The sequence below is a fragment of the Brevibacillus sp. HB1.2 genome, from assembly GCF_013332495.1.
GTDB classification, from domain to species: domain Bacteria; phylum Bacillota; class Bacilli; order Brevibacillales; family Brevibacillaceae; genus Brevibacillus; species Brevibacillus porteri.
Map to the genome: position 1 here is coordinate 75,339 of NZ_JABMIU010000016.1, position 24,526 is coordinate 99,864.

Sequence of the window (24,526 nt, forward strand, 5' to 3'; positions counted from 1 at the left end):
TATCTAAGCTGTTCACCAAGTCAATAGCTACACCATTTATAGTGGGTACGATTATATAGTGTCATTTCACTATTTCCCGCTGGGATCAAACATAAACCTTTGTTCGAACTAAAAATGGAATCTTCTTCATCCATAGACAAACGGACGCTGTCGTAATATCCTAGCTAAGAATTATTATCGTATGTGAGGAGATGCATCAGATGAGATACATCCTCCTGGTTTTTCTCGGAGCATGTAGTTACGGCATACTATCAACCATCGTAAAGCTTGCCTACAAGCAAGGCTATTCGCCCGCAGAAGTAATTGGTGGGCAAATGTTTTTGGGTTTTGTGCTGACTTGGATACCCGCTCTTTTCTTCCTGCGGACCAAGCCTCCCCTCCGCCAGTTGTTTTTATTGGTCGCCGTAGGTCTGTCTGTCGGCTCCACGGGAATTATGTACTACAATGCCCTGCAATATATCCCTGCCTCGATCGCCATCGTCCTTTTGTTTCAGTTCACATGGATGGGCGTACTGGTTGAAGCTGTGATGACTCGCCGAATGCCGGGGAAGGAGACGATTTTTTCCCTCCTATTGCTGCTGACAGGAACCCTTCTTTCAGGAGGAATTTTTGAGAGCGGCGGTTTGGCCCAATTTCATATCCTTGGTGTCGTCTTCGGTCTACTCTCAGCCGTTTCTTTTACATTGTTTATTTTGTTCAGCGGGAAAATTGCCATTGCAATTAATCCGTGGATTCGTAGTTCCAGCATGGCGACTGGCTCTTTTCTGTTGGCCAGCCTGATTTACCCACCCGCTTTTCTATTCAACGGAGCATTGTTGGACGGGTTGTTTCCATACGTATTTTTGCTCGCCTTCTTCGGTATTTTTATCCCGACCGTTTTTTTCAATTATGGTATGCCCCATATAGGGCCGGGGATGGGAGCTATACTAGGAGCAGCTGAGCTACCTATGGCTGTGCTCTCCTCCTATGTCATTCTGAATGAATCTGTCACTCTACTCCAAGTGAGCGGTGTCGTGATCATTTTACTCGGAATCATCTTGCCGGAATGGCTGCGCCAGCGAAACATTCGAAGAAACAAGGCTACCTCTTAATCGTTGTCCAAAGCCCCTCCATTGTGCCACTGCCGCACATACGGACGGGGTTTTTTTATGATAAAAAGCAAAAAAACCTCTGCTCCGCGCAGAGGGTTCGTTATGATTACATTCAGATTACTCTTGCCGATCACGATCGATCATCAGAGGCTGTGGTGCAGCTGCGATGCTTTTTTGTTTTTTCCAAACAGTAAACCCATAATAAGCAGCAGCAATGAGAACCAGTACACCTAAGACAGAGAAAATCACGGTTCGATTATTCAACAAGGCCACATAAGAAGTAAGCATCTCCACCTTATTTCCCATGAAATGACCAAGCAAAAACAAGATCAACGTCCATACAAAGCCGGTGGTATACGAAAACAGGGCGTACCGTGGAAACGTCATTTTCCCGATCCCGACTAAGTAAGGAACCACATGTCTGACGACAGGAAAGAAATAGCTGATACATAGAGCGTAGCTTCCGTAACGATCGAGCAGCGACTGTGCTTGATCTACGTACTTGTTCATTCCTTTTTTGCGACTAATCCAGTTCAGTGCAGGTGCACCTAGCCATCTTCCGAGCACATATCCCAATGACAGCCCAGACACGACACCCAAATAGGTCGCAATAAATGCAGGAACAACATGCAGAATTCCCATCGAGGTCAGCACTCCTGCAGACAGCACGATCACCTCGTCAGGAATCGGCATACCAACAATCCCTAGCCATAACATAAAGAAAAGAGCAAAATAGCCAAACTGACCCACAGACTCGGACAGCATATCGACAATCATGTAGAAATCCTCCTAGCCGACACCCTTGCTATCATCCTTCCGGCAAATGTAGACAAAGGCAGGTGGCAGATTCAATGGAACCATCTTCACCGATACTTGCTCAAATACAGAGGAAAGCTGCTTTTTCATTTGCAGCGAATATTGAAAGGCGACAAATACTCCACCTGGTTTTAGTGCATGATATACCTGATCCATAATTTGATCACGCAGCTCTTGTGGAAAGTTGGCAAATGGCAGTCCTGACAAAATACAGTCGGCTTTGCCCAATCCCGCGTCCGAAAGAACCCGATTCAAATCTACCGCATCTTCGTGGAATCGTACATCGGGAAATAGTGGTTCCAACCTTTTGCGCATCTTGGTCTCCTTTTCAAAAGATACCAGTACGGCTTCCGGTTTTTTCTTTTGCTCGATCCACTTCGTAAAAATCCCCGTTCCTGCTCCTAATTCTACAATTGTATGTGCGTGCTCCCAGTCGATGGGCGCAACCATTTGTTTACAAAGCGCACGGGAGCTAGGAGTAATACTGCCTACCTGGCCAGGTGACCGCAAAAAATTATAGAAGAACATCATCCGATCCTTCATGCTGGACGGATGATGACAATCGATCATCATGTCTATATGCTCCCTTCTCAGTTCTTGCTTATCCATTTATCATATCCAAAAAACATTACGAATTATCTACCAAAAACGAAAGATTTTCTTACTACTATAACAGTAAACGAATGGAAATAAAAATTCCTCCGTCTATAGTCGGATCAAATAATCACGCTTATGATGGTTTTTTGAGTGATATCCATACGTTACAATGACAGTAGATCAAGTTTTACATCTAATCAAGGAGGACTTATTTATGGATTATAAAGGTGTAAAAGTCATAACGCACGCTAGCACATTTTTTGCACCGATCCTTGTGCCCATTCTTGTCTGGCTGCTCGTACAAAATCGTGACGCCAAAAATATGGCGCTGCAAGCTTTGTTCTTCCACATCATTATGACGGTGCTCATCGCTATTTCCTGGTTCTTCACCTTCTTGTTGATTGGGATTCCGTTCCTGATTGTGTTTGGACTGATGGCGATCTACTACCCGATCAAAGGTATCATTTATTCCTTAAATGGACGCCCGTTTTCCTACCCATTCGTCGGTTGGATTGGCAGATAATCTCGATACACAACAAAGACCAGCTATCCTTTTGTAGGAAGCTGGTCTTTTTGTTAAGGAGCCTAATTCCAATCGAGATTAGGAGCCTACTGTGAAGCGCTCATTGCGATGCTTCGGATTTTCGATTTCATCGAGCATGGCTACAGCATAATCGGCATAGCTCACATAGCTCTGTCCGCTAGCGTTCACTAACAGATGGTCTTTTCCGAGTTGGTACGCGCCTGTTCTCTCCCCTGCTGGGTCAAAAAAGGCAGATGGACTGATATACGTCCATTGAATGCCGTTTGACTCTTCCAATACATGCAAGTACTCTCCATGCTTTTGCGCAGTTGCCAAGTAAGCCTTAGGGAAATCAGGAGTTTCTACGAGACGCAGTGTTTTTGCTTCGTCTACAAACAGACTACCTGCACCACCTACAACGAGCAAACGTGTAGAAGGAGCACCCTTCAAGGCTTCAATCAAAGCCTTCCCTGATTCTACGTGCAGATGTTCTTGACCTGCTGGTGCCCCAAAGGCATTCACGACTACGTCAAAGCCGTTCAAATCTGCCGCTGTCAGGTCAAACACATCTTTCTGAATCACAGCTACGTCGGCTTGCTCGATTTTCGATGCATCACGCACAATCGCTGTCACTTGATGGCCACGATCCAGCGCTTCTTTCATAATTACCTTACCTGCTTTACCGCTTGCTGCTACAATTGCAATCTTCATGATGATATTCCTCCATTTTGTATGTTGTAGATGTAACCGAATTAGTTACAACTCTTTTAAAAAGAATAGGCGCTTACCGCATCACCTTGTTGTAATCATTGTAGTTACAACGAAACGAAATGTCAACCCTGTTTTTTATCGCATGAAAAAAGCACCCGGGTATTCAAACATACACCAGGTGCTAGCTGTTATTTCTTTTTCGTCGGACCACTCCAAGTAATGAACCCGCCTTGTAGATGGGCCATCTGAGGAATGCCGTGTTTCTTTAAAATTTTTGCTGCCTGCTTACTACGCATCCCGCTCCGACAGTATAGCAATATATCGTTTTTGCTGGAAATTTCCTTTGCACGATGGTCGAGCTGAGACAAAGGGATGTTCACCGCTGATGGAATGTGACCCGCTTTATATTCGTGCGGCTCGCGTACGTCGATGAGCAGCACCCTGCTTTTTTGGTTGACCCGTTCCTTGAACTGATCTGACTTGAGATTTTCTAATCCTTTCACAGGAAGGAAGCGAGAGACCAAATACCAAATGATGATCGCGTAGGCTAACAGCAAAAGAATCGTAGTGAAACTCATAGGAAGCTCCTCTCCAAAATCGGTTTAACGGCTCTTGACCAAAAGCTCTACGGCTTCTTTCACCAGCTTGCTCGTGTCTCCTCCAGCAGCCTGCTCTTCTAACAAACAGCGTTGCAAGTTTTCCGCTACAATCTGGGCAATAGCCTTATCTGAAGCGTTGCGAACAGCGGAGAGCTGCGCTACTACGTCTTTGCAGTTTTTCTGCTCGTCCATCATTTTCAGCACACCGCGGACTTGTCCTTCGATTCGTTTTAAACGTCTTTTGATATCGTCACTGTAGTTGTAATCCATATGAATTCCTCCTGTTTCACGACAAGACATACGTATCAATCTTGGAACTACCTTACATACAGGTATCTTATGCGAAATCCAGGTAATGTCAAGCAAGCTGCCTACGCGTGCTGCTTAAATGAATAGGTTTACTTTTGCCTGTGTCGCATCCCCCAAATAAGCGGCCACACCTGCATACTCCATTCCTTCGAGCAATTCCTCCTGTTTGAGACCGAGCAAGTCCATCGTCATCGTACAAGCGACCAGCTTCACTCCCTGCTCCTGAGCCAGCTCGATGAGTTGTGGAAGCGTCAGGGCATTGTGCTTTTTCATGACATGCTTGATCATCTCTGGCCCCATGCCCATCATGTTCATTTTAGACAGTCCTAGCTTCTTGGCGCCTCTTGGCATCATCCAACCGAACGCTTTTTCAAGCCACCCCTTTTCTACTTTCACGATCTCGTCCTTGCGCATGGTATTCAGTCCCCAGAAGGTGAAGAAAATCGTGACATCATGATCATAGGCCGCAGCTCCGTTCGCAATAATAAAGGCTGCAATCGCTTTATCCAAGTCACCGCTGAACAACACAATCGTCGTTTTTTCTTTTTGTTGTTTTTCCATGTAAGAACACCTCTCCTATATACTTATACTTGTATGGGTATAGAAATAAACGAAAGAAGCTTTTGCAACGAAAAGCATCTTTCCTTATAGAATGTCACTCCAAATCTTGATGGCCGTTCCACAAATCAGCACAATTAGGCCATAGCGCAAATATTTCACATCGCTCTTGGCGCTGATCATACTGCCCACCGGTGCACCCAAAACACTTCCGATGACCGTATACAAAACGGGCAAGAGCGGAATTTGCCCACCCGACAGCTTCCCGATCACACCACCTATTGCGGAGATGAATACAATAGCCAAAGATGAGGCAATCGTCACCCGCGTGGGTATTTTCAACACGGTCAGCATAATCGGAATGAGGATGAACGCTCCCCCTGCACCGACAATCCCGGATACGATTCCTACGGCAAACGCAGCACCAGCAGCAATGAAGCGGTTATATGCGACCTCCCCTGCTGCCGCTTCTGTCCCCCTATTTTTCACGAGCATCAAAATCACGGCGATGATCGCCAGTATCCCGTACACCACATTGATGTTTTCATTCGACAAGTATCGGGAGAGAGCCGCACCAATCAGGCTGCCCGCCAAGATGCTTCCCCCCATATCTCTGACGAGTTCTTTATGAATCAGGGGCGAGTTTTTTCCGTTTCTTTTGCGGAAAGCCAGTACGCCAGACAGCGACGCGAAAAATACTTGAAACATCGATATCACCGAAACTTCCTGGGCGGAAAACTGCGCCACACCTAGTGCCGGTGGTATAAACAGGAGCATCGGGTAGCTGATGATCGCTCCGCCGATCCCGAGCAATCCGGAAAAAAAGGAGCCGACAAAACCGAGAGAGACCATGAGCAGAAGCAGTAAAACGTCCATATATCCTCCTCGCATTCCTACCTAACACATCGGAATGCTCAACCCTCTTTTCAAATGAGCCTTCTTCAAGTAAAATTAATTCCAAGTAAATAACTGTGAATAAGGTGATTTAAATGGTCCGCTTTTTCAAATCCATTTTTCAGCATCGGTGCCCCACCTGCCAAGAACCTTTGCGCTCACACAAAAATGCCTTGTTCAGTGAAAAGCAATGCCCCAATGGCCACTACAAAGAAGAAATCTATACGCACCTTGGCGTACGTATCGTTTATGAAAATCAGGAGTAAGCGAGCACTACAAAAACGGTCAAAAGTGCTCGCTTCTGTCTCCTTACAGCTTTTTCACTAAAAATTTGTACACACCGTTCTCAACCTCATGGGAAACCAGCTCATTCCCTGTTTGTTTGACCCAAGCAGTGAAGTCGTTCAGAGAGCCTTTGTCCGTCGAGAGTACTTCCATGATTTGACCGGATTGCATTCCGTCCATGGCTTTTTTTGCTTTGACGATTGGCATCGGGCAAGCCAGACCTTTTGTATCTACCACAATATCCGCCATTTTTCATTCCTCCTGTTATATAAATGAATATAAATGAGTGTTCAAAAAGTCGGCTTTTCAGCACCGAGAAAGTGGCGAGAACTTGAAAAAGAAGGAGCCGAGTGTAGGGGACCTACATGAGCACCGGACTTTGAAGGTGAACGCCAATTTCGATGCCGATTCAACTTTTCAGGACTACTTCGTGATCAAAAGACGATTTTTTGAACAACCTTTTCGTTATTTATCGTGAATGGCGCAGCGATTTGGCCCTACTTCCATCTCTTGTTGTTCCTCTTCGCTCGGCTTTAATTTCCCCATATTCACTTGACGAATCTCTTGATACGCATTCGGCTGCGGCGGCAAATGATGCGTAACGATATGCCTGAATTCACTTTCATCCGCAATCGTTAGTCCTGGATTGTTGCGATACAGGTCACCCAAACGGGCAGATACGGCACCCATTGGACCCATCTCCATGTAGCTGCCAAAATGAGCAGGCAACACGACTAAATGCTCGGGAAGCTCTTTATATCGATTATACAGGGTGTTGTGCAGGTCTCCCACCCAATCTTCTGCTTTCCCAGCCAAATCCGGGCGTCCGATCGAAGCGACGAACAGACTGTCTCCCGTGAGAAAATACGTATCATCAACAACCAGTGATGTACTCCCGATGGTATGTCCGGGGGAATAGATCGGCAGGATCACAATTTTGGTGGTACCCACTTGGATTTCTTGCCCTTCCTCTAGCTTACGATAGGAATACGTAACTTCTTCCGCATCTTTTTCTGGGAGCCAATACGATGCATCGAGCCGATCTGCCAGCTTCTTTCCACCGGAAATATGGTCGGCATGCAGATGAGTATCGATGGTGTGCTTGATCGTCCACTGATGCTTTGCTGCAAATGCTTCGTACACATCCGTCATCCGCAACGTATCGACGACAGCCGCCTCCCCTCCTGATACGATCATGTAAGACAAGCAGCCTTTTCCAATGCGGACAAACTGATAAATCGCTCCGCCATCACGGAGGTCTCCCACCTTCACTGGCTCCAGATGCTCACTCCACGCCTTCATTCCTCCTTGCAGGTAAGAAACATCCGTAAAGCCCGCTTCTGCTAGCATCTCTGCGACAAAAATGGAAGAGCCCTCTTTTGCACAGACGACCAACACCTTCTGTTTCACAGGGATTTTCTCAAGAACAGTCTCCACCCCATCCAGCAAATCAAAGTAAGGGATGTTCATGCTCACTACTCGATGCCCTTCGATTTGCCAAGCCTCGTAATCGCTCGTATTGCGAACGTCGAGAATAAACAATTCCTCCTGCGCAAAAAGAAGCTGCGTTAGCTCGTGTGCTGTCATCGCCTTCACACTTGTTTGTTGTTCCATCATCTTTCTCTCCCCCTTATTGTTTTTCTGCCGGGCCATTCCAGCCAGACATACCCGGTACTACATTGGTGATTTTGGTAAAACCTTTTTCGGCCAGCAACTGACAAGCCATGTCGCTGCGTTTACCGGATCGGCAGATGATGTAGATGTCATCATCGAGCTGTAGCTCATCCAAGCGCTGCTCTAATACTCCCAGAGGTATTGAAATGGCTACAGGAATGCGGTGAAAAGCGTATTCTGCCGGCTCTCGCACATCAATGAGTGTCAGCTTCTCGTTGGCTTCCAGCCTTTTTTGCAATTCTTCATTGGAAATGGTCCGTAGGAAGTTTGTCTCCTCCTTCACCTCATGGGTACTCGCTTTTCGCAGGAAATGCTTGAATACTTCCCCCTCCTGAATCGTGCCCAGAAATTCATGCCCGGTATTGTTTGCCCAGCTTTTCAAATCGGCCATTGAGCCTTTATCAGTCGCTTGTACCTCCATCACTTGACCCGGTAACATCTCTTCCATCGTTTTTTTTGTGCGTACGACAGGCATTGGACATGCCAAGCCTTTGCAATCTAACGTTTTATCAGCGTTAAAATTCGGTTGTGCAGACATTTTGTCTACCTCCTATGTTTTGAGTGGAAATGTGATTGATCAATTTTATACGTATACCCCTATGGGTATTATAATATGCGCCTCGTTTTTCTTTGTCAATAGGTGAGACGTGACCGACTCACTCATTCATACGTATTTTCTTAGAAATGATCTTGTGTCAACATGGAGGCGCCCAATGAAACTAGCTGATCGGATGAAGGAGAAGAACACGAAGACAACAGAGCTGTCTATTTGGGGACCGTACTTACGGGAAGAGTGGGAGAAGCATTTTGCGAGCCATCTGACCGAAGAAGATAAAGAGAGGATTTTTCTCAAAAATAAAGACGGCTACCAGGGGTATCTGTGGCATTTATTCAGCAATAAGCTGAGGGATTGTCTTGAACGCGAGGAAGCGGATGAAGCCTTTCAGAAAGTTGCCCATGAGTCGTACTATGTGTTTTACCAGCTTTCCAATGAAGTGTTGATCTTGGAAAATGCTGCGGTGTTTTCTGTCGCGGACTTGGAAACGGAATACGATGTGTATGTCGTGGATAAGGATTTTACGTGGACGTATGTGAAGACCCATGAAACCCAATGGTGTGGGCCTTATTTTTGTAGGAAGTAGGATGGGGAAAACAAAAAGAGGAAGCATCCGGATACCTTTAGGGGTATGCCGCTATGCTTCCTTTTTTGATGGAGTGACCAATCATTCTGAACGGCTCTAATGGGGTAAATTTCGATTTTTCAATGACTATCCAATCCCCTTCCACCTACACCTAGAATAAAAACGCATAAAAGGGCCTTTGTAGCTCGTTTGGTAAGGGGTCTAAACATAACCGGTAGCAAAGGAATTTGGCCTGATCAAGATGTTGATCGGGCTATTCGTGTTGGGTTTAGCCTTCACAATCGTCTATCTTCTTCGAGAATAACCGCCGTATACCGAAAGGTACGTACGGTGTTGTAGAAAGTCGGCTATCCATTAGTTGGATAGCCGACTTTCCGATTCTCTGAACTTTATTTTGAAAAATTCACTTCAACATCCATTGGATCAACCAAATGTCCAGGTGTCTTCTTATAGAATCTATAAAGTTCTACTGGAGTCCCTTTATCAATTCGTTTATAAATCTCATGATTAGGGAAACCATCATGTCTTCCATTAAAACTTTCACGTCCAGTTTTTCTATCAACAGAAATGTTGTACTCCCAGTCAATCGCAGGAGAAAGTTCCGGCAAAGCAGAATTTCCAGCCGAACCTTTGATATATAGGGACGCAGTCGTTGGGGTTAAAACTGTATTCTTATATGTGATATCCTTGTCGCTTGTCAACGGATATTCTTTAATATATTCCTTTCCGGTTGCCCTATTTTCAATTTTCGTTCTAGTTGGTCCCACCGCTTTGTATACATCAATTGTGGAAGTATTCCAATTAATCACAATGTGTTGAGCCATTTTAAATAGCTTATTCTGATTTTCCGTCCAGTAGGTAAAATCACGGTTGTTTCCTTCACCATAATAATTGTTATAAGGATCAGAAGTAACTAATAACCATTCTTCAGGGATAAACGCTGCTACACGCAATTCTACAATATTTGCCATTTATATCCATCTCCTATAGGAATTATAAGATGAATGATAAGGGCGCATAACATAAAGGTCGCCCAACCTTCATGCTATGTTGATATCAATCACCTTCACCCATATAGGTAATCAGGATTGGTTTTCTACAACCGAACGTTAAACTTTTTGATAAATTGTCCTTCAATTAAAGGAATTTCGGTCATTTATGCCACGACATCGAAAATCTCAGAATAGGTCAAATCTACTAGGCCAAGTAATTAGCATTCAAGCATAAGTAGCGAAAGACGCTTAAATAACAAAGATATCGCGACCCACTGATGAAATGTATTTGATAATATGTGGAATTTATTGATAAATAATAATAATATTGAAACTAATTCACTTGGGGGAGGGAGCGACCATTTGTATTAAAGTGCGCTCTACGTTAGTAGGTCTTATTTACGGTTTGGTAACTATGTTTTTTTTGAGTTTTATCATTTCTTTCCTCGGAGATTTCGCAGCTGGCGGCATGTCGGTTGGGGGAGCATCGTTTGGGGGATGGTTATGGTTTTTTGTGACATCCCTATTTCCTGTATCTGTTATTTCTGGTATTTCAGGTTACTTCCAGGCATTCAGGAACATTCGCCTATGGGTATATTGGGTTTTATGTGCTTTTCTAGGTTTTATAATCCCCCTTTTCATGGGGTCAGTTGGTGCTACGCTGATGCTTATTTTAGAGTATGGCTTTGAGCGTGTAATGACCCCGTCAACAGAGATTACAGCGAATGATATCATGCATGACTATTTTAAATTAGCACCCCTATATGCCCTGATAGTACTACCAGTTACGACACCCTTTTTGGCTCTTTGGCTTAAAGGAATGCAAGCTTTTCTAACCTATGTTGAAAATAAGCGGAAAAAGGAGACCTTGTGATCTGTAAGGATCGAATCTCCTTCGAACCGACCAGATCATTATGAGCGTCAATAGGCTAGTAAATGGGGTACCGCCAGCAAAGTACCCAGAAACCCACGTTAAGGGAAAAAATGGCTTATTTGTCATTTGGTTGGCGGTCGCCCAAACAAGAGCCTCAACTTTTTAGTTGGGGCTCTTGTTATAAATTAGAGCGTGATCGGGTTCTTTTTTGATGGAGTGACCAATCATCTGAACGGCTCTAATGAGGTAAATTTCGATTTTTTAATGACTAGCCAACCCTACACCTAGAATAAAAACGCATAAAAGGGCCTTTGTAGCTCGTTTGGTAAGGTGTTTAAACATAACCGGTAGCAAAGGGATTTAGCCTAATCAAGACGTTGATCGGGCTATTCGTGTTATAAAAAATTTTAAAAAAACCCTCCATTTGGGAGGGCCTACGACTTAACTGCTTGCAGGTTAGACTCTAATTTTTTTCGAAGTATCCCTAAATATTTCCGTTTGTATTTGTTTACGCCTTGTTGAGATATGCCTAAATGCTGTGCAACTATTTCTTCTGGAACTCCATTGATCACTACTTGCTCAATAACAAATCTTGCTTTATCCGGAAGGGAATTCAACATTTCTTCTAAGTGTAACTTAGAATCTACAGAAGACATTTGATTCTGCCCACAGATATTTTCTATGATCGGAAGCTCTCGGGTGGAAATCTTCTTTGCTTGATACTGCAACCGCCAAGCGATCCTTCTTAAAACTCTTCTACACTCCTCTATTAATAACTCATCGTTCATGCTTTTCACCGTCCTACCTTATAGGTAAAAAAAGAAGGTAAAAAACAACCGTTTTTCATAAATTATTCCATTCGTTTTTACGCAATTTCATTGCGTTTTCGTATCATATTAAGATTTTTTTTGGGGGCATTGGTTGTAAAAAAACCTCATTTTTCTTCTATATGTATGAAAGCGACAAAGTGACCCATTTCGAAGTTGCTTTTAAAAAACATATCGGAGCTAATATTATATGGCACCATTCCATGAACCTGGTCGTAAAAATCTTCTCGTTTAAGGGTAGCACCAGCAGAACGCGAAAAAACCACGTTAACGATTGTGTTGCATTGTGAAATACAATCTTGAGGCTAAATTGTGTTGCGTAAAGCTCTAAAAAGAGTAAGATTCACCCTCATGGATACAACATAATTGGTCTTGTGCTGCATGCCTTATTTTGGTTAAAATCGGCGTTTTTAGCTGTCCGCATCCCCTTAACGTTGTTAATCCGCGTTTAACTTAACTAGTCAGAATGGGTGACTTTACAGTATTCAATGTAGAGTTACCCATTCTTTTTATTTCTTTAAATACTTGATATCTATATTTGGTTTTATAGTATTCATAGTACATTGAGTTAGGTTAGGGGTACAGCCAACGAAATGACATAAAACCCGCGCTAAGTTATTCATACAGCCGCCGCAGCTTTTTCATGTTGACACATCGATAATTTGCGATATTATAATGTGTATGGAACCGATTGAAATCTTTAAAGCACTGTCCAACGAGTCGCGATTGCAAATTTTGCATTGGTTGAAAGAGCCTGAAAAACATTTTACGCCCCACGAAGGGATTGATATGAGGAAAGTCGGGGTATGTGTTTGTCAAGTCACGGAAACGCTGAAGATGACACAGTCTACAACTTCCCAGTATTTATCGATACTCCAACGGGCAGGTCTGGTCACAGCGGAACGGATCGGTAAGTATACGTACTTCAAAAGAAACGAGGAAGCGATCCGCGAAATCGGTTCATTTTTCAATAACGAGATTTAATGACAACAAGCTGAATGCTCTCTTGAGGATTCGGTTTGTTTCAATCCTACATATCGATATATTGAGATGTGTAGATTTTTAATGTGAAACACATCGATAATTCATTATATATAGATGTGAAAAAATTAGGAGTGGTGAAATTGAAGGGGAGTACTTGGAAGGTTTATTTTTTGGCGATTGTCAGTTTTTTGGTTGGGACATCCGAGTATGTCATTTCAGGTATTTTAGACAAGATCTCGGATACGCTTGGGATCTCCATTACTTCGGCAGGGCAGTTTGTGACCGTTTTTTCCTTTGTATATGCTATTTGCACCCCCATATTGATGGCTTTGACGGCAAAAATTGAAAGGCAAAAGCTGCTCGTTGGTGCACTGGGACTTTTCGTGTTTGCCAACATTTTGTCTTTTGTACTGCCGGGATTCGGACTTTTTGTGCTTGCGCGCGTGTTAATGGCTTTAGGCGCTGGAATGGTTGTTGTTACCGCCTTGGATATAGCAGCGAAAATCGCGCCAGAAGGTAAACAGGCGAGTTCAATTGCAACCGTAGTGATGGGGTTTACTACATCATTAATTATCGGGGTTCCTCTCGGACGCATGATCGCTGAGGCATACGGCTGGAAATCAGTATTCGGTTTCATTGCCATAATGGGTCTTCTTGCCATCTTTGTTCTGTATAAAACGATCCCGCAAGTAAAGGGGGATGCCCCCGTACCTTTAGCCAAGCAACTTGCTCTCCTCAAAAGCAGAAAAGTGGCTCTTGGACTCTCGATCACTTTCTTTTGGCTCGGTGGCTACTCTATAGCGTATACCTACATTTCTCCTTATCTACTCAAGGTTGCGGGCTTAAATGAAGAAGTGCTCAGCGGAGTATTGTTGGCGTTCGGCGTGGCCAGCTTAATTGGTTCCAAATTCGGCGGCTACAGTACGGATAAATGGGGGGTAGCCCCCACCTTGACTTGGAGTATGTTGCTGCATATCGCCGCCTTGATTTTACTCACGGTTGCCGTCATATTCACGCATTCATGGTTGCCGGTTGTAGCCATCCTTATGCTGTGGTCGTTCGCCGCCTGGTCTAGCGGTCCTACACAGCAGTATAATTTGGTACGGATCGAACCCAATTATTCAGGCATTATGCTTAGTCTCAATCAGTCCACGATGCAATTATCGATGGCAGCAGGAGCGGGAATCGGCGGCCTCGCCGTGGATCGGATATCCTTGTCATCCATCCCGTGGTTCGGGACGATCGGTGTGGCAATTGCAGTCGCGGCCTCGTTATTATTATTTTCATGGATAAGACAAGAGGCAAAAAAAGAAGGCATGCCGCAAGAACAGGCTTTGTCAGACTGATTCAGGTGCTACCTCCTAGTCTACAACTTTATTTTCTTTAAACAGCACTAGCTACAAAGGAATCAAAATAACAAACCCTTAATTAAACTTAACAACCTCGATTTCCTGTACGCTAAGGAAATCGAGGTTGTTATTGCATTCAAATCCTTAATGTGGGTATTATGTCATTTGGTTGACGGTACATCGGTTATTAGATGGGGGGTGTAGCCCGAGCGAAGGCGCGGGTAGCAATCTTTGGCTTGGTCTACGAAAAGTTCTGAGATAATTAAACTAATTTAAAACTACTTTGAATACATGTAAACAATGTGACAACCATTGATTTAATAGTGATTGTCACATTGGAGTTAAGATAACCACGTTTTGCTGGCGGTACCCGTTATTAGACGCAAAATTAAAATTTGCTTACAGTTTTTGTGATATAAAAAAAGAAGCATACCTCTGCCTCACTGGCAAAAATATGCTTCATTCTCTTCGATCCGAAAAATCTAAGCGGAGAGAGTGGGATTCGAACCCACGCACGCCTCACGACGCCTAACGCATTTCGAGTGCGTCCCCTTATGACCACTTGGGTATCTCTCCATATTTAGTTTGTCAGAAACATTATTTACTATAGCAAAATACAGTCAAAAATGCAAGACTCATTCCTTTGCATTCCCCTTGATTTGCGCGGCTCATTAGGCCAAACTAATAACAGCACACACGATTGTATCCGATCAGAAGAAAAGCGAGGAACATATATGAAACGTGAACGTTTGGACAAGGTGCTGGCCAATATGGCTATCGGCACGCGCAAGGAAGTGAAAGCCTTAGTGAAACAGCGACTGATCGTCGTGGACGGCGTTGTCGCAACAGACCCGGGGATGCATGTCATTGCCGAGGAACAGGAAATTCTTGTGGATGGAGAACCGCTTAACTTTAAGCGCTGGGTATACGTTTTACTGAACAAGCCGCCTGGAGTCGTTTCTGCTACAGAGGACAATGTCCATGAAACCGTAGTGGATTTGCTCCCGTACGAGTGGGCTATCAAGGTGCATCCGGTAGGCCGACTGGATATTGATACAGAGGGTCTCTTACTCTTGACCAATGACGGTCACCTCTCCCATAGTCTCTTGTCCCCGAAAAAGAAAGTGGACAAGGAGTACTTTGCCCGTATCGATGGCCGAGTTACTGAGCACCATGTACAGGAGTTTGCCAAAGGCGTGGAATTGGAGGACTTCACTACACTGCCAGCCAAGCTGGAGATTATCTCTTCAGGAGAAACATCAGAGATTCGCGTCACCATCATGGAAGGAAAGTTCCATCAGGTAAAACGGATGTTTGCTGCTTTCGACCTGCAAGTCACCTATCTGCAACGGATTCGTATGGGCCCGCTTCACCTTGACCCGTCACTCGCCCCTGGTGAGTATCGCGAACTGACCGAAGAAGAGCTGCACATGCTGCAAAACGTAAACAAATAAAAACCGCCTGCATGCAGACAGTTTGTCCAGACAGCCCGGTCATTCCTGTACCGGCTGTCTTTTTTTTCGCAATCCACGAAAGAAGTCCTTGAGCATCTGCCCGCATTCCTCTGCAAGAACACCCTCTAAGACTGGCACCTGATGATTGAAGCGCGGTTCCGCGAGCAGGTTCATTAATGTCCCGGCACAGCCAGCCTTCGGATCGCGAGCGCCATACACGACCTGTTCGATACGGCTTTGAACGATTGCACCTGCACACATCGGACACGGCTCCAACGTCACGTACAGCGTACACCCGATCAAGCGCCATCCACCCAAGCGTTCACTTGCCTCCCGTATCGCGATCAATTCCGCGTGCAAGGTAGGGTCTTTTTGTGTTTCCCGCAAATTGTAGCCGCGACCTACGATTTCCCCGTCGCGCACGATGACCGCACCGATCGGAACCTCGCCAATCGCAGCAGCTTTCCGGGCCTCTTCCATGGCTTGTTTCATATAATAATCATGTTCATTTGCTTGTATCACGTTTCTCTAAAGCTCCTTCAAAAACAGTCTTTCGTCCCGAACAAACGGACCATTTTACCCAAAAAAGTTGATTCAAGAAGTTTTTGTCCCTACCCGTTCACATACTATCTGCGAGATTACATACATTAATGATGTAAGGAAGAAGTATGCAAATCATTGTTAGCCTCTTTCTGGAGGGATGTGAGTGGGCTTAACCTCTGCAAATACGTTATTTGATCGCTTTCACAGTCCGACTAGAGGTCTACTGGCAAAAGAAGAAGTGTTTTCCCACATCGAACATACCATCTCATCAATAGGTGGTCCATTTGAAATTATTGTGGGGGCCGACTCTCAATTAAAAAGCCGCGGGACTTTTTTTGCTCTTGTGATCACAGTGATTCGTCCCGGCCATGGGGGCACCTTCTTTTATCACAAATTTCAAGAACGCCGGTACGCATCCTTGCAACAGCGTATATTTCAGGAAGCGATGTACGCAGTCGGACTTGCCACAGAAGTACGCCAATATTTGCGGGACCACCACTTAGATACTCCCATCCGCCTGCATTTTGATATCGGTACGAATGGCCCTACCCGTAAGTTTATCCAGTCTTTGTTGAGCTTAGCAGAAACCAATCACTTTCGTGCCGAAATCAAACCGAACTCCTTCTGTGCATCTACGATTGCCGACAAGTACACCAAGTAACAAACCAGGCGGATTGCTAATGAGGCGTCCGCTTGGCTTTGTTTTGCCCTTATCCTGCTTGGTTCAAACAATTCGGGACAGGCTTCTGCTTCTCCTGCCCACCGTGTTTTTTCCCGTTAACAGGGTGATTGACAATGTACGAGACGTGAGCTATTATAAGCTTTAATTGAAGCGTTTTCACAAGGCGTGTTACTGGTAATGCAGGCATGAGCCGAGAAGATCTTTTTCTTGTTAAAAAGGTTTTTTCGGCTCTTTTTTCTGATTAATGTCATGGTTCATCGACATTTTTCATTAAATTGGATGTGACCGCTTGCGGTAAGCAAATACGGTCATGGACCGTTTTTGTCTATCTAAAGGTGGTGGAATGGATTGTCCCGTGAAAAGGAAAAAACGTACGCAATTACGCGTGTGTTGAACCATAACGTCGTACTCGTGGAAGAACCCGGACCCGGACAAGAAATTGTCCTGTTCGGAAAAGGAATCGGATTTGGCGCAAAACCCGGGAATACCATCCCCGCCCATGACTCGCGTGTGGAAAAGCGCTTCAGGCTCGAAAATGAGAACCATCAGAAGCAGTATCAGAACATCTTGAGCCAAGTAGATCCTGCTGTCGTAGGAATTGCGGAAGAAATTATCGCTCTCATTGCGAGTGAGATTACGCCAGAATTGAACGAACACGTCCACGTTGCCTTGCCTGACCATATCCAGTTTGCCATCTATCGGCTCAATAACGGCATGGAAATCGTGAATCCGTTCTTGTTCGAAATCCAGACGCTGTACACGAAGGAGTACGCGCTGGCGAACCGGGCAGCGGATATGATCAAGAACGCATTCGACCTGGACATTCCCGATAGTGAAATCGGATTTCTGGCCTTGCACATTCACTCCGCGATCAGCTACGTCCCAGTAAAAAAGGCTGTCCAATTCACCAACATCATCACGGATTTGGTAAGCCTGATTGAAGAGCGAACAGCTATTACGATTGAACGCAGTACCATTGACTACGTTCGCCTCATTACCCATTTGCGCTTTGCCGTTGAGCGCATCCGTCAACAAAAATTCATCAAGAACCCGCTTCTGGACCGAGTCAAAACCACCATGCCAGAAGCCTATCAATTGGCAACAGAGCTGGCTGAATACATCTCCACCCGTCTCGAGATCGCTGTACCAGAAGACGAGGTTGGTTACATGGCTCTGCACCTTTATCGCTTATTACAACAAAATTAAATCATAATCCTGCGTGTTACTAGCTCGACTAGGCATGAGCGGTGAGATCATACGGACATAGTAAGTATGTCGTCGTATGAATTCAACCGTCTCATGCCTTTTTTGGTTCAGACGCAAAAGGAGGATACTATGCTACGCAGTCTTTTTTCCCGGAAAAAACAACAACAAGAGGTAACCTGTCTTGCACCTTTAACAGGTACCGTACTCCCCCTGTCCGAAGTTCCTGATCCTGTATTCGCAGGGAAAGTCGTCGGTGATGGAGTAGCGATTTTGCCAAGTGCAGACACTCTCGTCTCCCCTGTCGATGGAAAGGTAACGCATCTTTTCCCTACTCACCATGCTATCGGGCTGTCGACTGAAAGTGGTCTTGAGATATTGATGCATATTGGAATCGATACCGTGAAATTAAACGGGAAAGGCTTTACCCCATTTGTCTCCGTTGGCGATCAAGTGAAAGCTGGCGACAAGCTCATCCAATTCGACAAGAGCGTACTGGAAGAGGCGGGTTGTCCGATTGTAACACCGATCGTTATTACAAACGGTGATCGGGTTGCTGAAAAAAATGTGGTGGCAAAAGCAACTGTGCAAGCAGGTCAAGAGCCACTGATGACTGTCGTCTTAAAATAAAGCGAAGCGCATGGTTGAAGGAGGTACAACATGGTTCAATTTGAAGTAACCGTCAATGTAGAGGGTGGGCTCCACGCGAGACCAGCAGCTCTGCTCGTGAATTGTTCGTCGCAATCTCAGTCAAAAATTACGCTGAGCAAAGGGACAAAACACGCAGATGGCAAAAGCATTCTCGGCATCATGACGTTGGGTGTTTCCCAAGGCGACACCCTGACCGTTCAGATCGACGGCGCGGATGAACAAAACGTAGCCACTGCGATTCAGCAGCTATTGGAGCAATCCTCGTCAAACATATAGTGTAAACGACGGACAGGAAGGTGAAGGATGTATGTTAAAAGGAATCCCGGTTTCCGCTGGCATTTCGATTGCCCCTGTTTTACGCCTCACACACGAAACAGCCATCGCGCAGGCAGAGTCCACCACTCCAGTGGATACGACGCAGGAGCTAGGACTACTTAGCAAAAGCGTAGAGCAAGCACGCGAACAACTGGAAAAGCTAAAGGAACAGACAGAGGAACAATTAGGCTCGGAAAAAGCGGCCATCCTCTCTGCTCATATCGCCTTTTTGGATGACCCGGCATTTGTCGGGGAGATGAGTGCGCTCATCGAAAATCAACAACTGGCGGCATCTGCCGCCGTCTCGCAAGTAGCCGATCAATTCATTGCTCTCTTTGAGAGTATGGACGATGCCTACATGAAAGAGCGTGCGGATGATATTCGTGATGTGAGCCGCCGTCTGATTCGAAATATTTCGGGCGGTGACACCGTCATCTCCTACCCGGAAGAGCCTTTCATCCTGGTTGCATGGGACGTCACCCCATCTGAGACGCTTCAGCTTCCACTCCAGCATGTACGAGGAATTGTCACGGCCAAAGGTGGCGCTACCTCTCATGCAGCCATATTGGCACGCTCTCTCGGTATTCCCGCTGTCATGGGTGCAGGCGATACCTTAATGGAAAAAGTAGACTCCGGAAGTTTGCTGATCATCGATGGAACCTCTGGACAGCTGATTGTTTCGCCTGATGCGGATACACTGGCAGCCTATCAGGAAAAAGCCGCGCAGGAAGAAAAGGAACGCAAAATGTACGAAGCCATTAAGGAGCTGCCTGCCGAAACAACCGATGGGCACCGCGTTCACCTGATGGCAAACATGGCCGTGCCAGAAGAATCGGATGCACTGGTCGCATCTGGTGTAGAAGGAATCGGGTTGTTCCGCTCCGAGTTTTTGTTCATGGATCGCAGCACCCTTCCCGATGAGGCCGAACAATTTGCTGCATATAAGCATGTAGCCGCTGCTTTTGGCGACAAGCCAGTCATCATTCGCACCTTAGATGTTGGCGGTGACAAGCATTTGCCAGCACTCGCGCTTCCACAGGAGGAAAACCCGTTCCTTGGCTTCCGCGCAATGCGCATCTCATTAGCCAGACCGGAATTGTTCCTGGTGCAATTACGCGCTCTCTTGCGTGCCAGTGCATTTGGTCGCCTGCTGATCATGTTCCCGATGATTTCCCATCTGGAGCAGCTGCGTGAAGCCAAACGATTGTTAGAGCAAGCGAAAGCAGAGCTTCGGGCAGAAGGAATTGCTTTTGACGAGAAGATCGCAGTAGGCATGATGATGGAGATTCCGGGTGCTTGCCTGCAAGCAGATGCGTTTGCGAAAGAGGTAGACTTTTTCAGCATCGGCACGAATGATCTCGTTCAATATACGCTGGCCGTAGACCGGATGAATGCCAATATTGCCGAGCTGTACAGCTACTACCATCCGGCCGTATTACGATTGATTTCCCAAGTCATCGAGGCTTCCCATCGGGCGGGCATTTGGACTGGGCTGTGTGGAGAAATGGCGGGAGATCCGTTGGCAACCAAGCTCCTGCTCGGATTGGGACTCGATGAGTTCAGCGGTGCCGCTTCGGTGATGCCAAAAGTCAAAGAACGTATCCGCTCCACCAGCGTAGAGGAAGCGAAGCAACTGGCCATACACGTTCTTACACTCTCTACTGTAGACGAGGTTGTTCACTATCTGAAAGACAAAGCCTTATAAAAGGTTTTGTCGCCTGAGTAGTGTAAGCGCTTTCAACATATCGATCAGAATGGTCTCTCTCCGGCTTATTCCTTGTGCCCTCATCATTTTGCCATTCATCCGGAGAGCGGCTTCCCTGATAAATTCATTTCATTCCAAGGAGGTTTTATCCTATGCTCGCTTTTCTGCAAAAGATTGGGAGAGCCCTCATGCTCCCGGTTGCAACGTTGCCAGCCGCAGCGATTTTGCAAAGCTTTGGTCTTCTCAAATTCGAGAAGGACCTCAATCTCGGCGCCTTTGGTGCATTCATGGACTCCTACATCGCTCCGCTTTTGGCTGCTGGTGGTTCAGCCATTTTTGACAACCTGGCTTTAATCTTTGCTGTCGGTGTTGCCATTGGATTGGCAGGAGATGCTGTTGCTGCTTTGGCTGCTGTCATCGCCTACGTCGTATTAACGAAAGTACTTGCAGCTGTTCCTGCTGCCTTGCCTTTCATCGCGGATGATATAAAACTGAACATGGGTGTCATCGGCGGTATTATGGCGGGTGGTATGGCAGCGTTTTTCTACAACCGCTACCATTCGATCAAGCTACCAGAATGGCTAGGCTTCTTCGGTGGAAAACGCTTCGTCCCGATCATCACTTCTCTTTCCATGGTTGTCATCGGTTTGATTTTCGGGATCATTTGGGGGCCCATCCAGATTGCCCTTGACTCATTGGGCTCTTGGATCGTAGGTCTCGGCGCAACAGGTTCTTTCTTGTTCGGATTCTTCAACCGATTGCTCGTTCCATTTGGTCTGCACCACGTACTCAATGCGATTGCCTGGTTCCAGATCGGTGACTTTACCGATGCGACAGGAAAAGTCGTACACGGCGACTTGCATCGTTTCTTTGCGGGAGACCCATCAGCAGGAATGTTTATGACTGGTTTCTATCCGATCATGATGTTCGCACTTCCTGGAGCGGCTTTCGCTATTATTCACTCAGCGCGTCCTGAAAAACGCAAAGTAGTTGCTTCTATGTTTATCGGTGCAGCTCTCGCTTCGTTCCTGACCGGGATTACCGAGGTAGTTGAATTTGCGTTCATGTTCGCTGCTCCACTCCTGTATTTTGTTCACGCGATATTGACGGGTGTGTCCGGGTATATCGTGACCTCTATGGGTATCAAGCACGGCTTTGGATTCTCAGCGGGTCTGATCGACTACGGCATCAACTACCACCTCTCTACGAATGCTTGGATGATCATTCCGATTGGTCTGGCATTCGCCGTGGTCTACTACTTCCTGTTCCGTTTCCTGATCGTGAAGCTGAACCTCAAGACGCCAGGACGAGAAGATGACGAAGAAATGACAGTTACAGCTACAGGAAGGAACAATTCGATGCAGGATAAAGCGATCCAAGTGCTCACTCACATTGGTGGAAAAGAAAACGTCGTTAGCGTAGACGCTTGCATCACTCGTTTGCGTCTCGTCTTGAAGGATGACAAGAAGGTCAACGACAAAGCCTTGAAGGACCTCGGTGCAGCAGGTGTTATGCGACTGGGTCAAGGAAGCGTGCAAGTCGTCTTCGGAACCCATTCGGAGCTGCTAAAAGAAGAGATCAGCAAGCTATAAAATACAACGAATGCCCGGTCACGGTGAAGTCCGTACCGGGCTTTTTTCTGTTTCCTGAACGGGTAACGGACGCGACCCGGCATCATTCCCACCATGTGTCGTACGATATGGGCATCCCGCGTTGTTTTCCAACTCCTTTTCAAATAGTACCAAGCGCTCGAGAAATCCCTCGCAAGCCGGCATACTCTGTGGCGCCATCATTTCAATTTCGTAAGCGACGGTTTTTCTCCATATTTCCAGCTGCCTTCTATTTGCCTCCCAAGCGTTCAAGCCCCCCACCCCTTTTGCTAAATCAGCAAACCATTCGGATAAAAAGATCAAGCATGTTACATCTTAGTTTTTTAGCCAACACTGGCAAATGATTAGCCTTGAAGTCATATTCTCCCTTCTCGTACTTCAAGTATGTCGAAGCATTTCGAAACCCGAGTGCTTCCGCCATCTCTTGCAAGGTCAGCTTGCACTCATTACGTCGTTGCGCGATAAAAGGGAGGTTGAGTCGTTCCACCAGTTATCCCCTCCTGATTTGCAAAAATGGCAAATATTTATAGTTACATCATATCCTTTCAATTTTAGCAAAGTCAATACAGATTTTGTCATATTAGCAATCTTGTTTTTTCCGTTTTGGAAAATTGTTAGAATGGAATTGCCAAAACGATAAAGGTGGTCTCACGATGTCCATAATTGGTCAACGCATAAAATGGCTGCGCGAACAAAAACAATGGTCTCAACTTCAATTAGCTGAAAAGCTGGGCATACATAATACCGTACTTTCGCGGATCGAGTCAGGCGAAAAGAAGGGCGTCGATTTTCATCTGATTTCCAAAGTCGCAGATTTATTTGAAGTATCCACCGATTTTCTCCACGGGCGCACGGAGGAACCAACCTGGCAACGCGGTTCTGTCCGGGAAACACCGGCGACCTTCTTAGATGTCGATGGCCTGTCAGAGGACGAGCTGGTTGAGGTCAAGCGCCATATTGAATTTTTAAAGTGGAAGGCTTTGCAAGAAAAGAACGAAGATCCTTCGTAAAGATGAACAGATAACAGAAAAACCCCTGTCTCCAGGGGTTTTCATCGTGGCAAGCGTCAGGCGTACTCACCTGATGCTTTTTTATATAGGCTGTGTTATTCTTCGCTGTCGTTAGCCATTTCGTCTGCATTCAACTCGATCCAGCTCTGCGACCAGGTCTCAATCCCTTTGAGCACTGGAGTCAGAGCTTTCCCCATCTCCGTTAAGGAATACTCTACGCGGACAGGTGCAGAATCAGTAAACACCTGCCGATGCACGAGTCCTTCCTTCTCCAAATCCTTCAAACGCTCAGAAAGTAGCCTTCCGCTAACTGGCAGTGCCCCTTCCAATGCACAAAATCGCTGTGGTCCCGACAACAACTGGTATAGGATTAGACCTGTCCATCGCTTTCCCAACAACTGCATACCTTTTTCGAACTTCGGACAGAGGGTAGACTCTTTCATAGGTATCACCTCATTCTCCTTTCAGTATACCGCTCTTTGTTCAATCCATCAAAACCAATGATGCGAATCAACCTTGAAAATTGCACTTGCCAACCGTTGGGATTTTAATCGAATGACTTGACTTAAGAAATTATTATTGTATACTTACTAACGAAAAGTAACTTTGTTACACATTTAAATTTATCGGAGGGATTCATACATGTCAAATCGTTTTGAATGGAGCGCACTTATTCTACGTGTGATTGCTGGTCTTACTTTTGCCATTCATGGAGTGGCTAAATTCCAAATGGGGCTGGAAAATGTCGCTGGTTTCTTCGGAACCATGGGACTTCCTGCATTCATTGCTTATCTCGTAGCCTTCTTGGAGGTAGTCGGTGGTATCGCCTTGATTCTGGGTCTGGGTACTCGCGTGTTCGCAGGTGCTTTGTCTGTTGTTATGATTGGTGCCATCTTTACAGCCAAGCTCGCTGCTGGCTTCTTGGGCGGTGAAGGTGGAGCTGGTTATGAATTGGATCTGGCCTTGCTTGCGATGTTGGTTGCTCTTGGCATCAGCGGCAGCTCCAAGTTCGCACTGGACACTATTCTGTTTGGAAAAAGCTCGGTTGAGTAATTCCATTGTTACACGTATAAAAGCCAGTCTGAAGTGAAATGACCCCATAAAGTTGGACACGTATTATATTTAAGT

Annotated in this window: 31 protein-coding genes and 1 tRNA gene; 15 read left to right on the forward strand and 17 right to left on the reverse strand. The window is 45.7% G+C overall.

Annotated elements, in window-relative coordinates; translation table 11 throughout:
• Positions 1 to 200: 200 nt before the first annotated feature.
• Positions 201 to 1,091, forward strand: coding sequence for an EamA family transporter (locus tag HPY28_RS25965; RefSeq protein ID WP_173624235.1), 891 nt, complete (start codon positions 201 to 203; stop codon positions 1,089 to 1,091).
• A gap of 117 nt (positions 1,092 to 1,208) precedes the next feature.
• Here HPY28_RS25965 and HPY28_RS25970 read toward each other — a convergent pair whose 3' ends face one another.
• Both HPY28_RS25970 and HPY28_RS25975 read right to left on the reverse strand, forming a co-directional pair.
• Positions 1,209 to 1,868 carry a DedA family protein gene (locus HPY28_RS25970; RefSeq protein ID WP_173624236.1) on the reverse strand — a complete coding sequence of 220 codons (660 nt, stop codon included), beginning with the start codon at positions 1,866 to 1,868 and terminating at the stop codon, positions 1,209 to 1,211.
• 12 nt (positions 1,869 to 1,880) lie between these two features.
• Positions 1,881 to 2,480 (reverse strand): class I SAM-dependent methyltransferase, encoded by a 600-nt coding sequence (locus tag HPY28_RS25975; RefSeq protein ID WP_017246909.1) that lies wholly within the window; start codon positions 2,478 to 2,480, stop codon positions 1,881 to 1,883.
• A 238-nt stretch (positions 2,481 to 2,718) separates the two neighbouring features.
• Here HPY28_RS25975 and HPY28_RS25980 point away from each other — a divergent pair, with 238 nt between their 5' ends.
• Entirely contained in the window at positions 2,719 to 3,027 is a 309-nt protein-coding gene (locus tag HPY28_RS25980) for a DUF4870 domain-containing protein (RefSeq protein WP_017246908.1), read from the forward strand.
• A 78-nt stretch (positions 3,028 to 3,105) separates the two neighbouring features.
• On the opposite strand, the gene HPY28_RS25985 is transcribed toward HPY28_RS25980, so the two are convergent.
• From HPY28_RS25985 to HPY28_RS26020, 8 genes are all read right to left on the reverse strand, one after another.
• Entirely contained in the window at positions 3,106 to 3,738 is a 633-nt protein-coding gene (locus HPY28_RS25985; RefSeq protein ID WP_017246907.1) for an NAD(P)-dependent oxidoreductase, read from the reverse strand.
• 188 nt (positions 3,739 to 3,926) lie between these two features.
• Positions 3,927 to 4,316, reverse strand: coding sequence for a rhodanese-like domain-containing protein (locus tag HPY28_RS25990; RefSeq protein WP_017246906.1), 390 nt, complete (start codon positions 4,314 to 4,316; stop codon positions 3,927 to 3,929).
• A 24-nt stretch (positions 4,317 to 4,340) separates the two neighbouring features.
• Positions 4,341 to 4,607 (reverse strand): metal-sensitive transcriptional regulator, encoded by a 267-nt coding sequence (locus HPY28_RS25995; RefSeq protein WP_012683835.1) that lies wholly within the window; start codon positions 4,605 to 4,607, stop codon positions 4,341 to 4,343.
• A gap of 114 nt (positions 4,608 to 4,721) precedes the next feature.
• On the reverse strand, positions 4,722 to 5,207 hold the full coding sequence (locus tag HPY28_RS26000) for a DsrE/DsrF/DrsH-like family protein (protein ID WP_174231696.1): 486 nt from the start codon (positions 5,205 to 5,207) through the stop codon (positions 4,722 to 4,724).
• 84 nt (positions 5,208 to 5,291) lie between these two features.
• Complete coding sequence (locus tag HPY28_RS26005; RefSeq protein WP_174231697.1) at positions 5,292 to 6,080, reverse strand: sulfite exporter TauE/SafE family protein; 789 nt, start codon at positions 6,078 to 6,080, stop codon at positions 5,292 to 5,294.
• Between the two features lie 327 nt (positions 6,081 to 6,407).
• Positions 6,408 to 6,632, reverse strand: a complete 225-nt coding sequence (locus HPY28_RS26010; RefSeq protein WP_173624239.1) for a sulfurtransferase TusA family protein — start codon at positions 6,630 to 6,632, stop codon at positions 6,408 to 6,410.
• A 216-nt stretch (positions 6,633 to 6,848) separates the two neighbouring features.
• The gene (locus HPY28_RS26015) at positions 6,849 to 8,000 is read right to left on the reverse strand and encodes an MBL fold metallo-hydrolase (protein ID WP_017246902.1); all 1,152 of its coding nucleotides are present in this window, start codon (positions 7,998 to 8,000) and stop codon (positions 6,849 to 6,851) included.
• 13 nt (positions 8,001 to 8,013) lie between these two features.
• Entirely contained in the window at positions 8,014 to 8,595 is a 582-nt protein-coding gene (locus tag HPY28_RS26020; protein WP_017246901.1) for a sulfurtransferase TusA family protein, read from the reverse strand.
• Between the two features lie 175 nt (positions 8,596 to 8,770).
• Here HPY28_RS26020 and HPY28_RS26025 point away from each other — a divergent pair, with 175 nt between their 5' ends.
• The gene (locus HPY28_RS26025; protein WP_173624242.1) at positions 8,771 to 9,199 is read left to right on the forward strand and encodes a DUF4275 family protein; all 429 of its coding nucleotides are present in this window, start codon (positions 8,771 to 8,773) and stop codon (positions 9,197 to 9,199) included.
• A 389-nt stretch (positions 9,200 to 9,588) separates the two neighbouring features.
• Here the strand turns inward: HPY28_RS26025 and HPY28_RS26030 are convergent, their stop codons facing one another.
• Positions 9,589 to 10,170: a DUF3238 domain-containing protein gene (locus tag HPY28_RS26030; protein WP_174231698.1), complete on the reverse strand. Its 582-nt coding sequence runs from the start codon at positions 10,168 to 10,170 to the stop codon at positions 9,589 to 9,591.
• Between the two features lie 436 nt (positions 10,171 to 10,606).
• Between HPY28_RS26030 and HPY28_RS26035 the strand changes: the two genes are divergently transcribed.
• The gene (locus HPY28_RS26035) at positions 10,607 to 11,065 is read left to right on the forward strand and encodes a hypothetical protein (RefSeq protein ID WP_217368928.1); all 459 of its coding nucleotides are present in this window, start codon (positions 10,607 to 10,609) and stop codon (positions 11,063 to 11,065) included.
• Positions 11,066 to 11,499: 434 nt separating this feature from the next.
• On the opposite strand, the gene HPY28_RS26040 is transcribed toward HPY28_RS26035, so the two are convergent.
• Complete coding sequence (locus HPY28_RS26040) at positions 11,500 to 11,853, reverse strand: hypothetical protein (protein ID WP_017246897.1); 354 nt, start codon at positions 11,851 to 11,853, stop codon at positions 11,500 to 11,502.
• A 720-nt stretch (positions 11,854 to 12,573) separates the two neighbouring features.
• On the opposite strand from HPY28_RS26040, the gene HPY28_RS26045 reads away from it, so the two are divergent.
• A complete protein-coding gene (locus tag HPY28_RS26045; protein WP_026042918.1) occupies positions 12,574 to 12,876 on the forward strand; it encodes an ArsR/SmtB family transcription factor in 303 nt (100 codons plus the stop codon).
• A gap of 140 nt (positions 12,877 to 13,016) precedes the next feature.
• Complete coding sequence (locus HPY28_RS26050; RefSeq protein WP_017246895.1) at positions 13,017 to 14,222, forward strand: MFS transporter; 1,206 nt, start codon at positions 13,017 to 13,019, stop codon at positions 14,220 to 14,222.
• A 490-nt stretch (positions 14,223 to 14,712) separates the two neighbouring features.
• Here the strand turns inward: HPY28_RS26050 and HPY28_RS26055 are convergent.
• A tRNA-Ser gene (locus HPY28_RS26055) sits at positions 14,713 to 14,801 on the reverse strand.
• 158 nt (positions 14,802 to 14,959) lie between these two features.
• Between HPY28_RS26055 and HPY28_RS26060 the strand changes: the two genes are divergently transcribed.
• A complete protein-coding gene (locus HPY28_RS26060) occupies positions 14,960 to 15,679 on the forward strand; it encodes a pseudouridine synthase (RefSeq protein ID WP_174231699.1) in 720 nt (239 codons plus the stop codon).
• A 39-nt stretch (positions 15,680 to 15,718) separates the two neighbouring features.
• Here HPY28_RS26060 and tadA read toward each other — a convergent pair whose 3' ends face one another.
• Entirely contained in the window at positions 15,719 to 16,201 is a 483-nt protein-coding gene (gene tadA, locus HPY28_RS26065; RefSeq protein ID WP_017246893.1) for a tRNA adenosine(34) deaminase TadA, read from the reverse strand.
• Positions 16,202 to 16,385: 184 nt separating this feature from the next.
• Between tadA and HPY28_RS26070 the strand changes: the two genes are divergently transcribed.
• The 6 genes from HPY28_RS26070 (at position 16,386) to nagE (ending at position 22,370) form a co-directional block, all read left to right on the forward strand.
• A complete protein-coding gene (locus HPY28_RS26070; protein WP_017246892.1) occupies positions 16,386 to 16,883 on the forward strand; it encodes a ribonuclease H-like YkuK family protein in 498 nt (165 codons plus the stop codon).
• 369 nt (positions 16,884 to 17,252) lie between these two features.
• A complete protein-coding gene (gene glcT / locus HPY28_RS26075) occupies positions 17,253 to 18,110 on the forward strand; it encodes a glucose PTS transporter transcription antiterminator GlcT (RefSeq protein WP_017246891.1) in 858 nt (285 codons plus the stop codon).
• A gap of 129 nt (positions 18,111 to 18,239) precedes the next feature.
• Complete coding sequence (locus HPY28_RS26080; protein ID WP_174231700.1) at positions 18,240 to 18,737, forward strand: PTS sugar transporter subunit IIA; 498 nt, start codon at positions 18,240 to 18,242, stop codon at positions 18,735 to 18,737.
• Between the two features lie 30 nt (positions 18,738 to 18,767).
• Entirely contained in the window at positions 18,768 to 19,034 is a 267-nt protein-coding gene (locus HPY28_RS26085) for an HPr family phosphocarrier protein (RefSeq protein WP_012683821.1), read from the forward strand.
• 31 nt (positions 19,035 to 19,065) lie between these two features.
• On the forward strand, positions 19,066 to 20,778 hold the full coding sequence (gene ptsP, locus HPY28_RS26090) for a phosphoenolpyruvate--protein phosphotransferase (RefSeq protein ID WP_174231701.1): 1,713 nt from the start codon (positions 19,066 to 19,068) through the stop codon (positions 20,776 to 20,778).
• Between the two features lie 152 nt (positions 20,779 to 20,930).
• Positions 20,931 to 22,370: an N-acetylglucosamine-specific PTS transporter subunit IIBC gene (nagE, locus tag HPY28_RS26095; protein WP_174231702.1), complete on the forward strand. Its 1,440-nt coding sequence runs from the start codon at positions 20,931 to 20,933 to the stop codon at positions 22,368 to 22,370.
• Positions 22,371 to 22,388: 18 nt separating this feature from the next.
• Here nagE and HPY28_RS26100 read toward each other — a convergent pair whose 3' ends face one another.
• The gene (locus HPY28_RS26100) at positions 22,389 to 22,640 is read right to left on the reverse strand and encodes a hypothetical protein (RefSeq protein WP_174231703.1); all 252 of its coding nucleotides are present in this window, start codon (positions 22,638 to 22,640) and stop codon (positions 22,389 to 22,391) included.
• 22 nt (positions 22,641 to 22,662) lie between these two features.
• Complete coding sequence (locus HPY28_RS26105; RefSeq protein ID WP_017246886.1) at positions 22,663 to 22,875, reverse strand: helix-turn-helix domain-containing protein; 213 nt, start codon at positions 22,873 to 22,875, stop codon at positions 22,663 to 22,665.
• A gap of 166 nt (positions 22,876 to 23,041) precedes the next feature.
• On the opposite strand from HPY28_RS26105, the gene HPY28_RS26110 reads away from it, so the two are divergent.
• On the forward strand, positions 23,042 to 23,398 hold the full coding sequence (locus HPY28_RS26110) for a helix-turn-helix domain-containing protein (RefSeq protein ID WP_026042917.1): 357 nt from the start codon (positions 23,042 to 23,044) through the stop codon (positions 23,396 to 23,398).
• Positions 23,399 to 23,493: 95 nt separating this feature from the next.
• Here HPY28_RS26110 and HPY28_RS26115 read toward each other — a convergent pair whose 3' ends face one another.
• Positions 23,494 to 23,841 carry a winged helix-turn-helix transcriptional regulator gene (locus HPY28_RS26115; RefSeq protein ID WP_017246884.1) on the reverse strand — a complete coding sequence of 116 codons (348 nt, stop codon included), beginning with the start codon at positions 23,839 to 23,841 and terminating at the stop codon, positions 23,494 to 23,496.
• A gap of 199 nt (positions 23,842 to 24,040) precedes the next feature.
• Here HPY28_RS26115 and HPY28_RS26120 point away from each other — a divergent pair, with 199 nt between their 5' ends.
• Positions 24,041 to 24,451, forward strand: coding sequence for a DoxX family protein (locus HPY28_RS26120; RefSeq protein ID WP_017246883.1), 411 nt, complete (start codon positions 24,041 to 24,043; stop codon positions 24,449 to 24,451).
• Positions 24,452 to 24,526: the final 75 nt, after the last annotated feature.

Coding starts and splice junctions, on each gene's coding strand:
- HPY28_RS26040 (WP_017246897.1), bottom strand. CDS start 11,853: ATGAACGATGAGTTATTAATAGAGGAGTGTAGAAGAGTTTTAAGAAGG.
- HPY28_RS26005 (WP_174231697.1), bottom strand. CDS start 6,080: ATGGACGTTTTACTGCTTCTGCTCATGGTCTCTCTCGGTTTTGTCGGC.
- HPY28_RS26115 (WP_017246884.1), bottom strand. CDS start 23,841: ATGAAAGAGTCTACCCTCTGTCCGAAGTTCGAAAAAGGTATGCAGTTG.
- nagE (WP_174231702.1), top strand. CDS start 20,931: ATGCTCGCTTTTCTGCAAAAGATTGGGAGAGCCCTCATGCTCCCGGTT.
- HPY28_RS26045 (WP_026042918.1), top strand. CDS start 12,574: ATGGAACCGATTGAAATCTTTAAAGCACTGTCCAACGAGTCGCGATTG.
- HPY28_RS25985 (WP_017246907.1), bottom strand. CDS start 3,738: ATGAAGATTGCAATTGTAGCAGCAAGCGGTAAAGCAGGTAAGGTAATT.
- HPY28_RS26030 (WP_174231698.1), bottom strand. CDS start 10,170: ATGGCAAATATTGTAGAATTGCGTGTAGCAGCGTTTATCCCTGAAGAA.
- HPY28_RS26015 (WP_017246902.1), bottom strand. CDS start 8,000: ATGATGGAACAACAAACAAGTGTGAAGGCGATGACAGCACACGAGCTA.
- HPY28_RS26060 (WP_174231699.1), top strand. CDS start 14,960: ATGAAACGTGAACGTTTGGACAAGGTGCTGGCCAATATGGCTATCGGC.
- HPY28_RS26010 (WP_173624239.1), bottom strand. CDS start 6,632: ATGGCGGATATTGTGGTAGATACAAAAGGTCTGGCTTGCCCGATGCCA.
- ptsP (WP_174231701.1), top strand. CDS start 19,066: ATGTTAAAAGGAATCCCGGTTTCCGCTGGCATTTCGATTGCCCCTGTT.
- HPY28_RS26035 (WP_217368928.1), top strand. CDS start 10,607: ATGTTTTTTTTGAGTTTTATCATTTCTTTCCTCGGAGATTTCGCAGCT.
- HPY28_RS26085 (WP_012683821.1), top strand. CDS start 18,768: ATGGTTCAATTTGAAGTAACCGTCAATGTAGAGGGTGGGCTCCACGCG.
- HPY28_RS25965 (WP_173624235.1), top strand. CDS start 201: ATGAGATACATCCTCCTGGTTTTTCTCGGAGCATGTAGTTACGGCATA.
- HPY28_RS25970 (WP_173624236.1), bottom strand. CDS start 1,868: ATGATTGTCGATATGCTGTCCGAGTCTGTGGGTCAGTTTGGCTATTTT.
- HPY28_RS26080 (WP_174231700.1), top strand. CDS start 18,240: ATGCTACGCAGTCTTTTTTCCCGGAAAAAACAACAACAAGAGGTAACC.
- HPY28_RS25995 (WP_012683835.1), bottom strand. CDS start 4,607: ATGGATTACAACTACAGTGACGATATCAAAAGACGTTTAAAACGAATC.
- HPY28_RS25975 (WP_017246909.1), bottom strand. CDS start 2,480: ATGATGATCGATTGTCATCATCCGTCCAGCATGAAGGATCGGATGATG.
- HPY28_RS25980 (WP_017246908.1), top strand. CDS start 2,719: ATGGATTATAAAGGTGTAAAAGTCATAACGCACGCTAGCACATTTTTT.
- HPY28_RS25990 (WP_017246906.1), bottom strand. CDS start 4,316: ATGAGTTTCACTACGATTCTTTTGCTGTTAGCCTACGCGATCATCATT.
- HPY28_RS26120 (WP_017246883.1), top strand. CDS start 24,041: ATGTCAAATCGTTTTGAATGGAGCGCACTTATTCTACGTGTGATTGCT.
- HPY28_RS26000 (WP_174231696.1), bottom strand. CDS start 5,207: ATGGAAAAACAACAAAAAGAAAAAACGACGATTGTGTTGTTCAGCGGT.
- HPY28_RS26110 (WP_026042917.1), top strand. CDS start 23,042: ATGTCCATAATTGGTCAACGCATAAAATGGCTGCGCGAACAAAAACAA.
- HPY28_RS26025 (WP_173624242.1), top strand. CDS start 8,771: ATGAAACTAGCTGATCGGATGAAGGAGAAGAACACGAAGACAACAGAG.
- HPY28_RS26020 (WP_017246901.1), bottom strand. CDS start 8,595: ATGTCTGCACAACCGAATTTTAACGCTGATAAAACGTTAGATTGCAAA.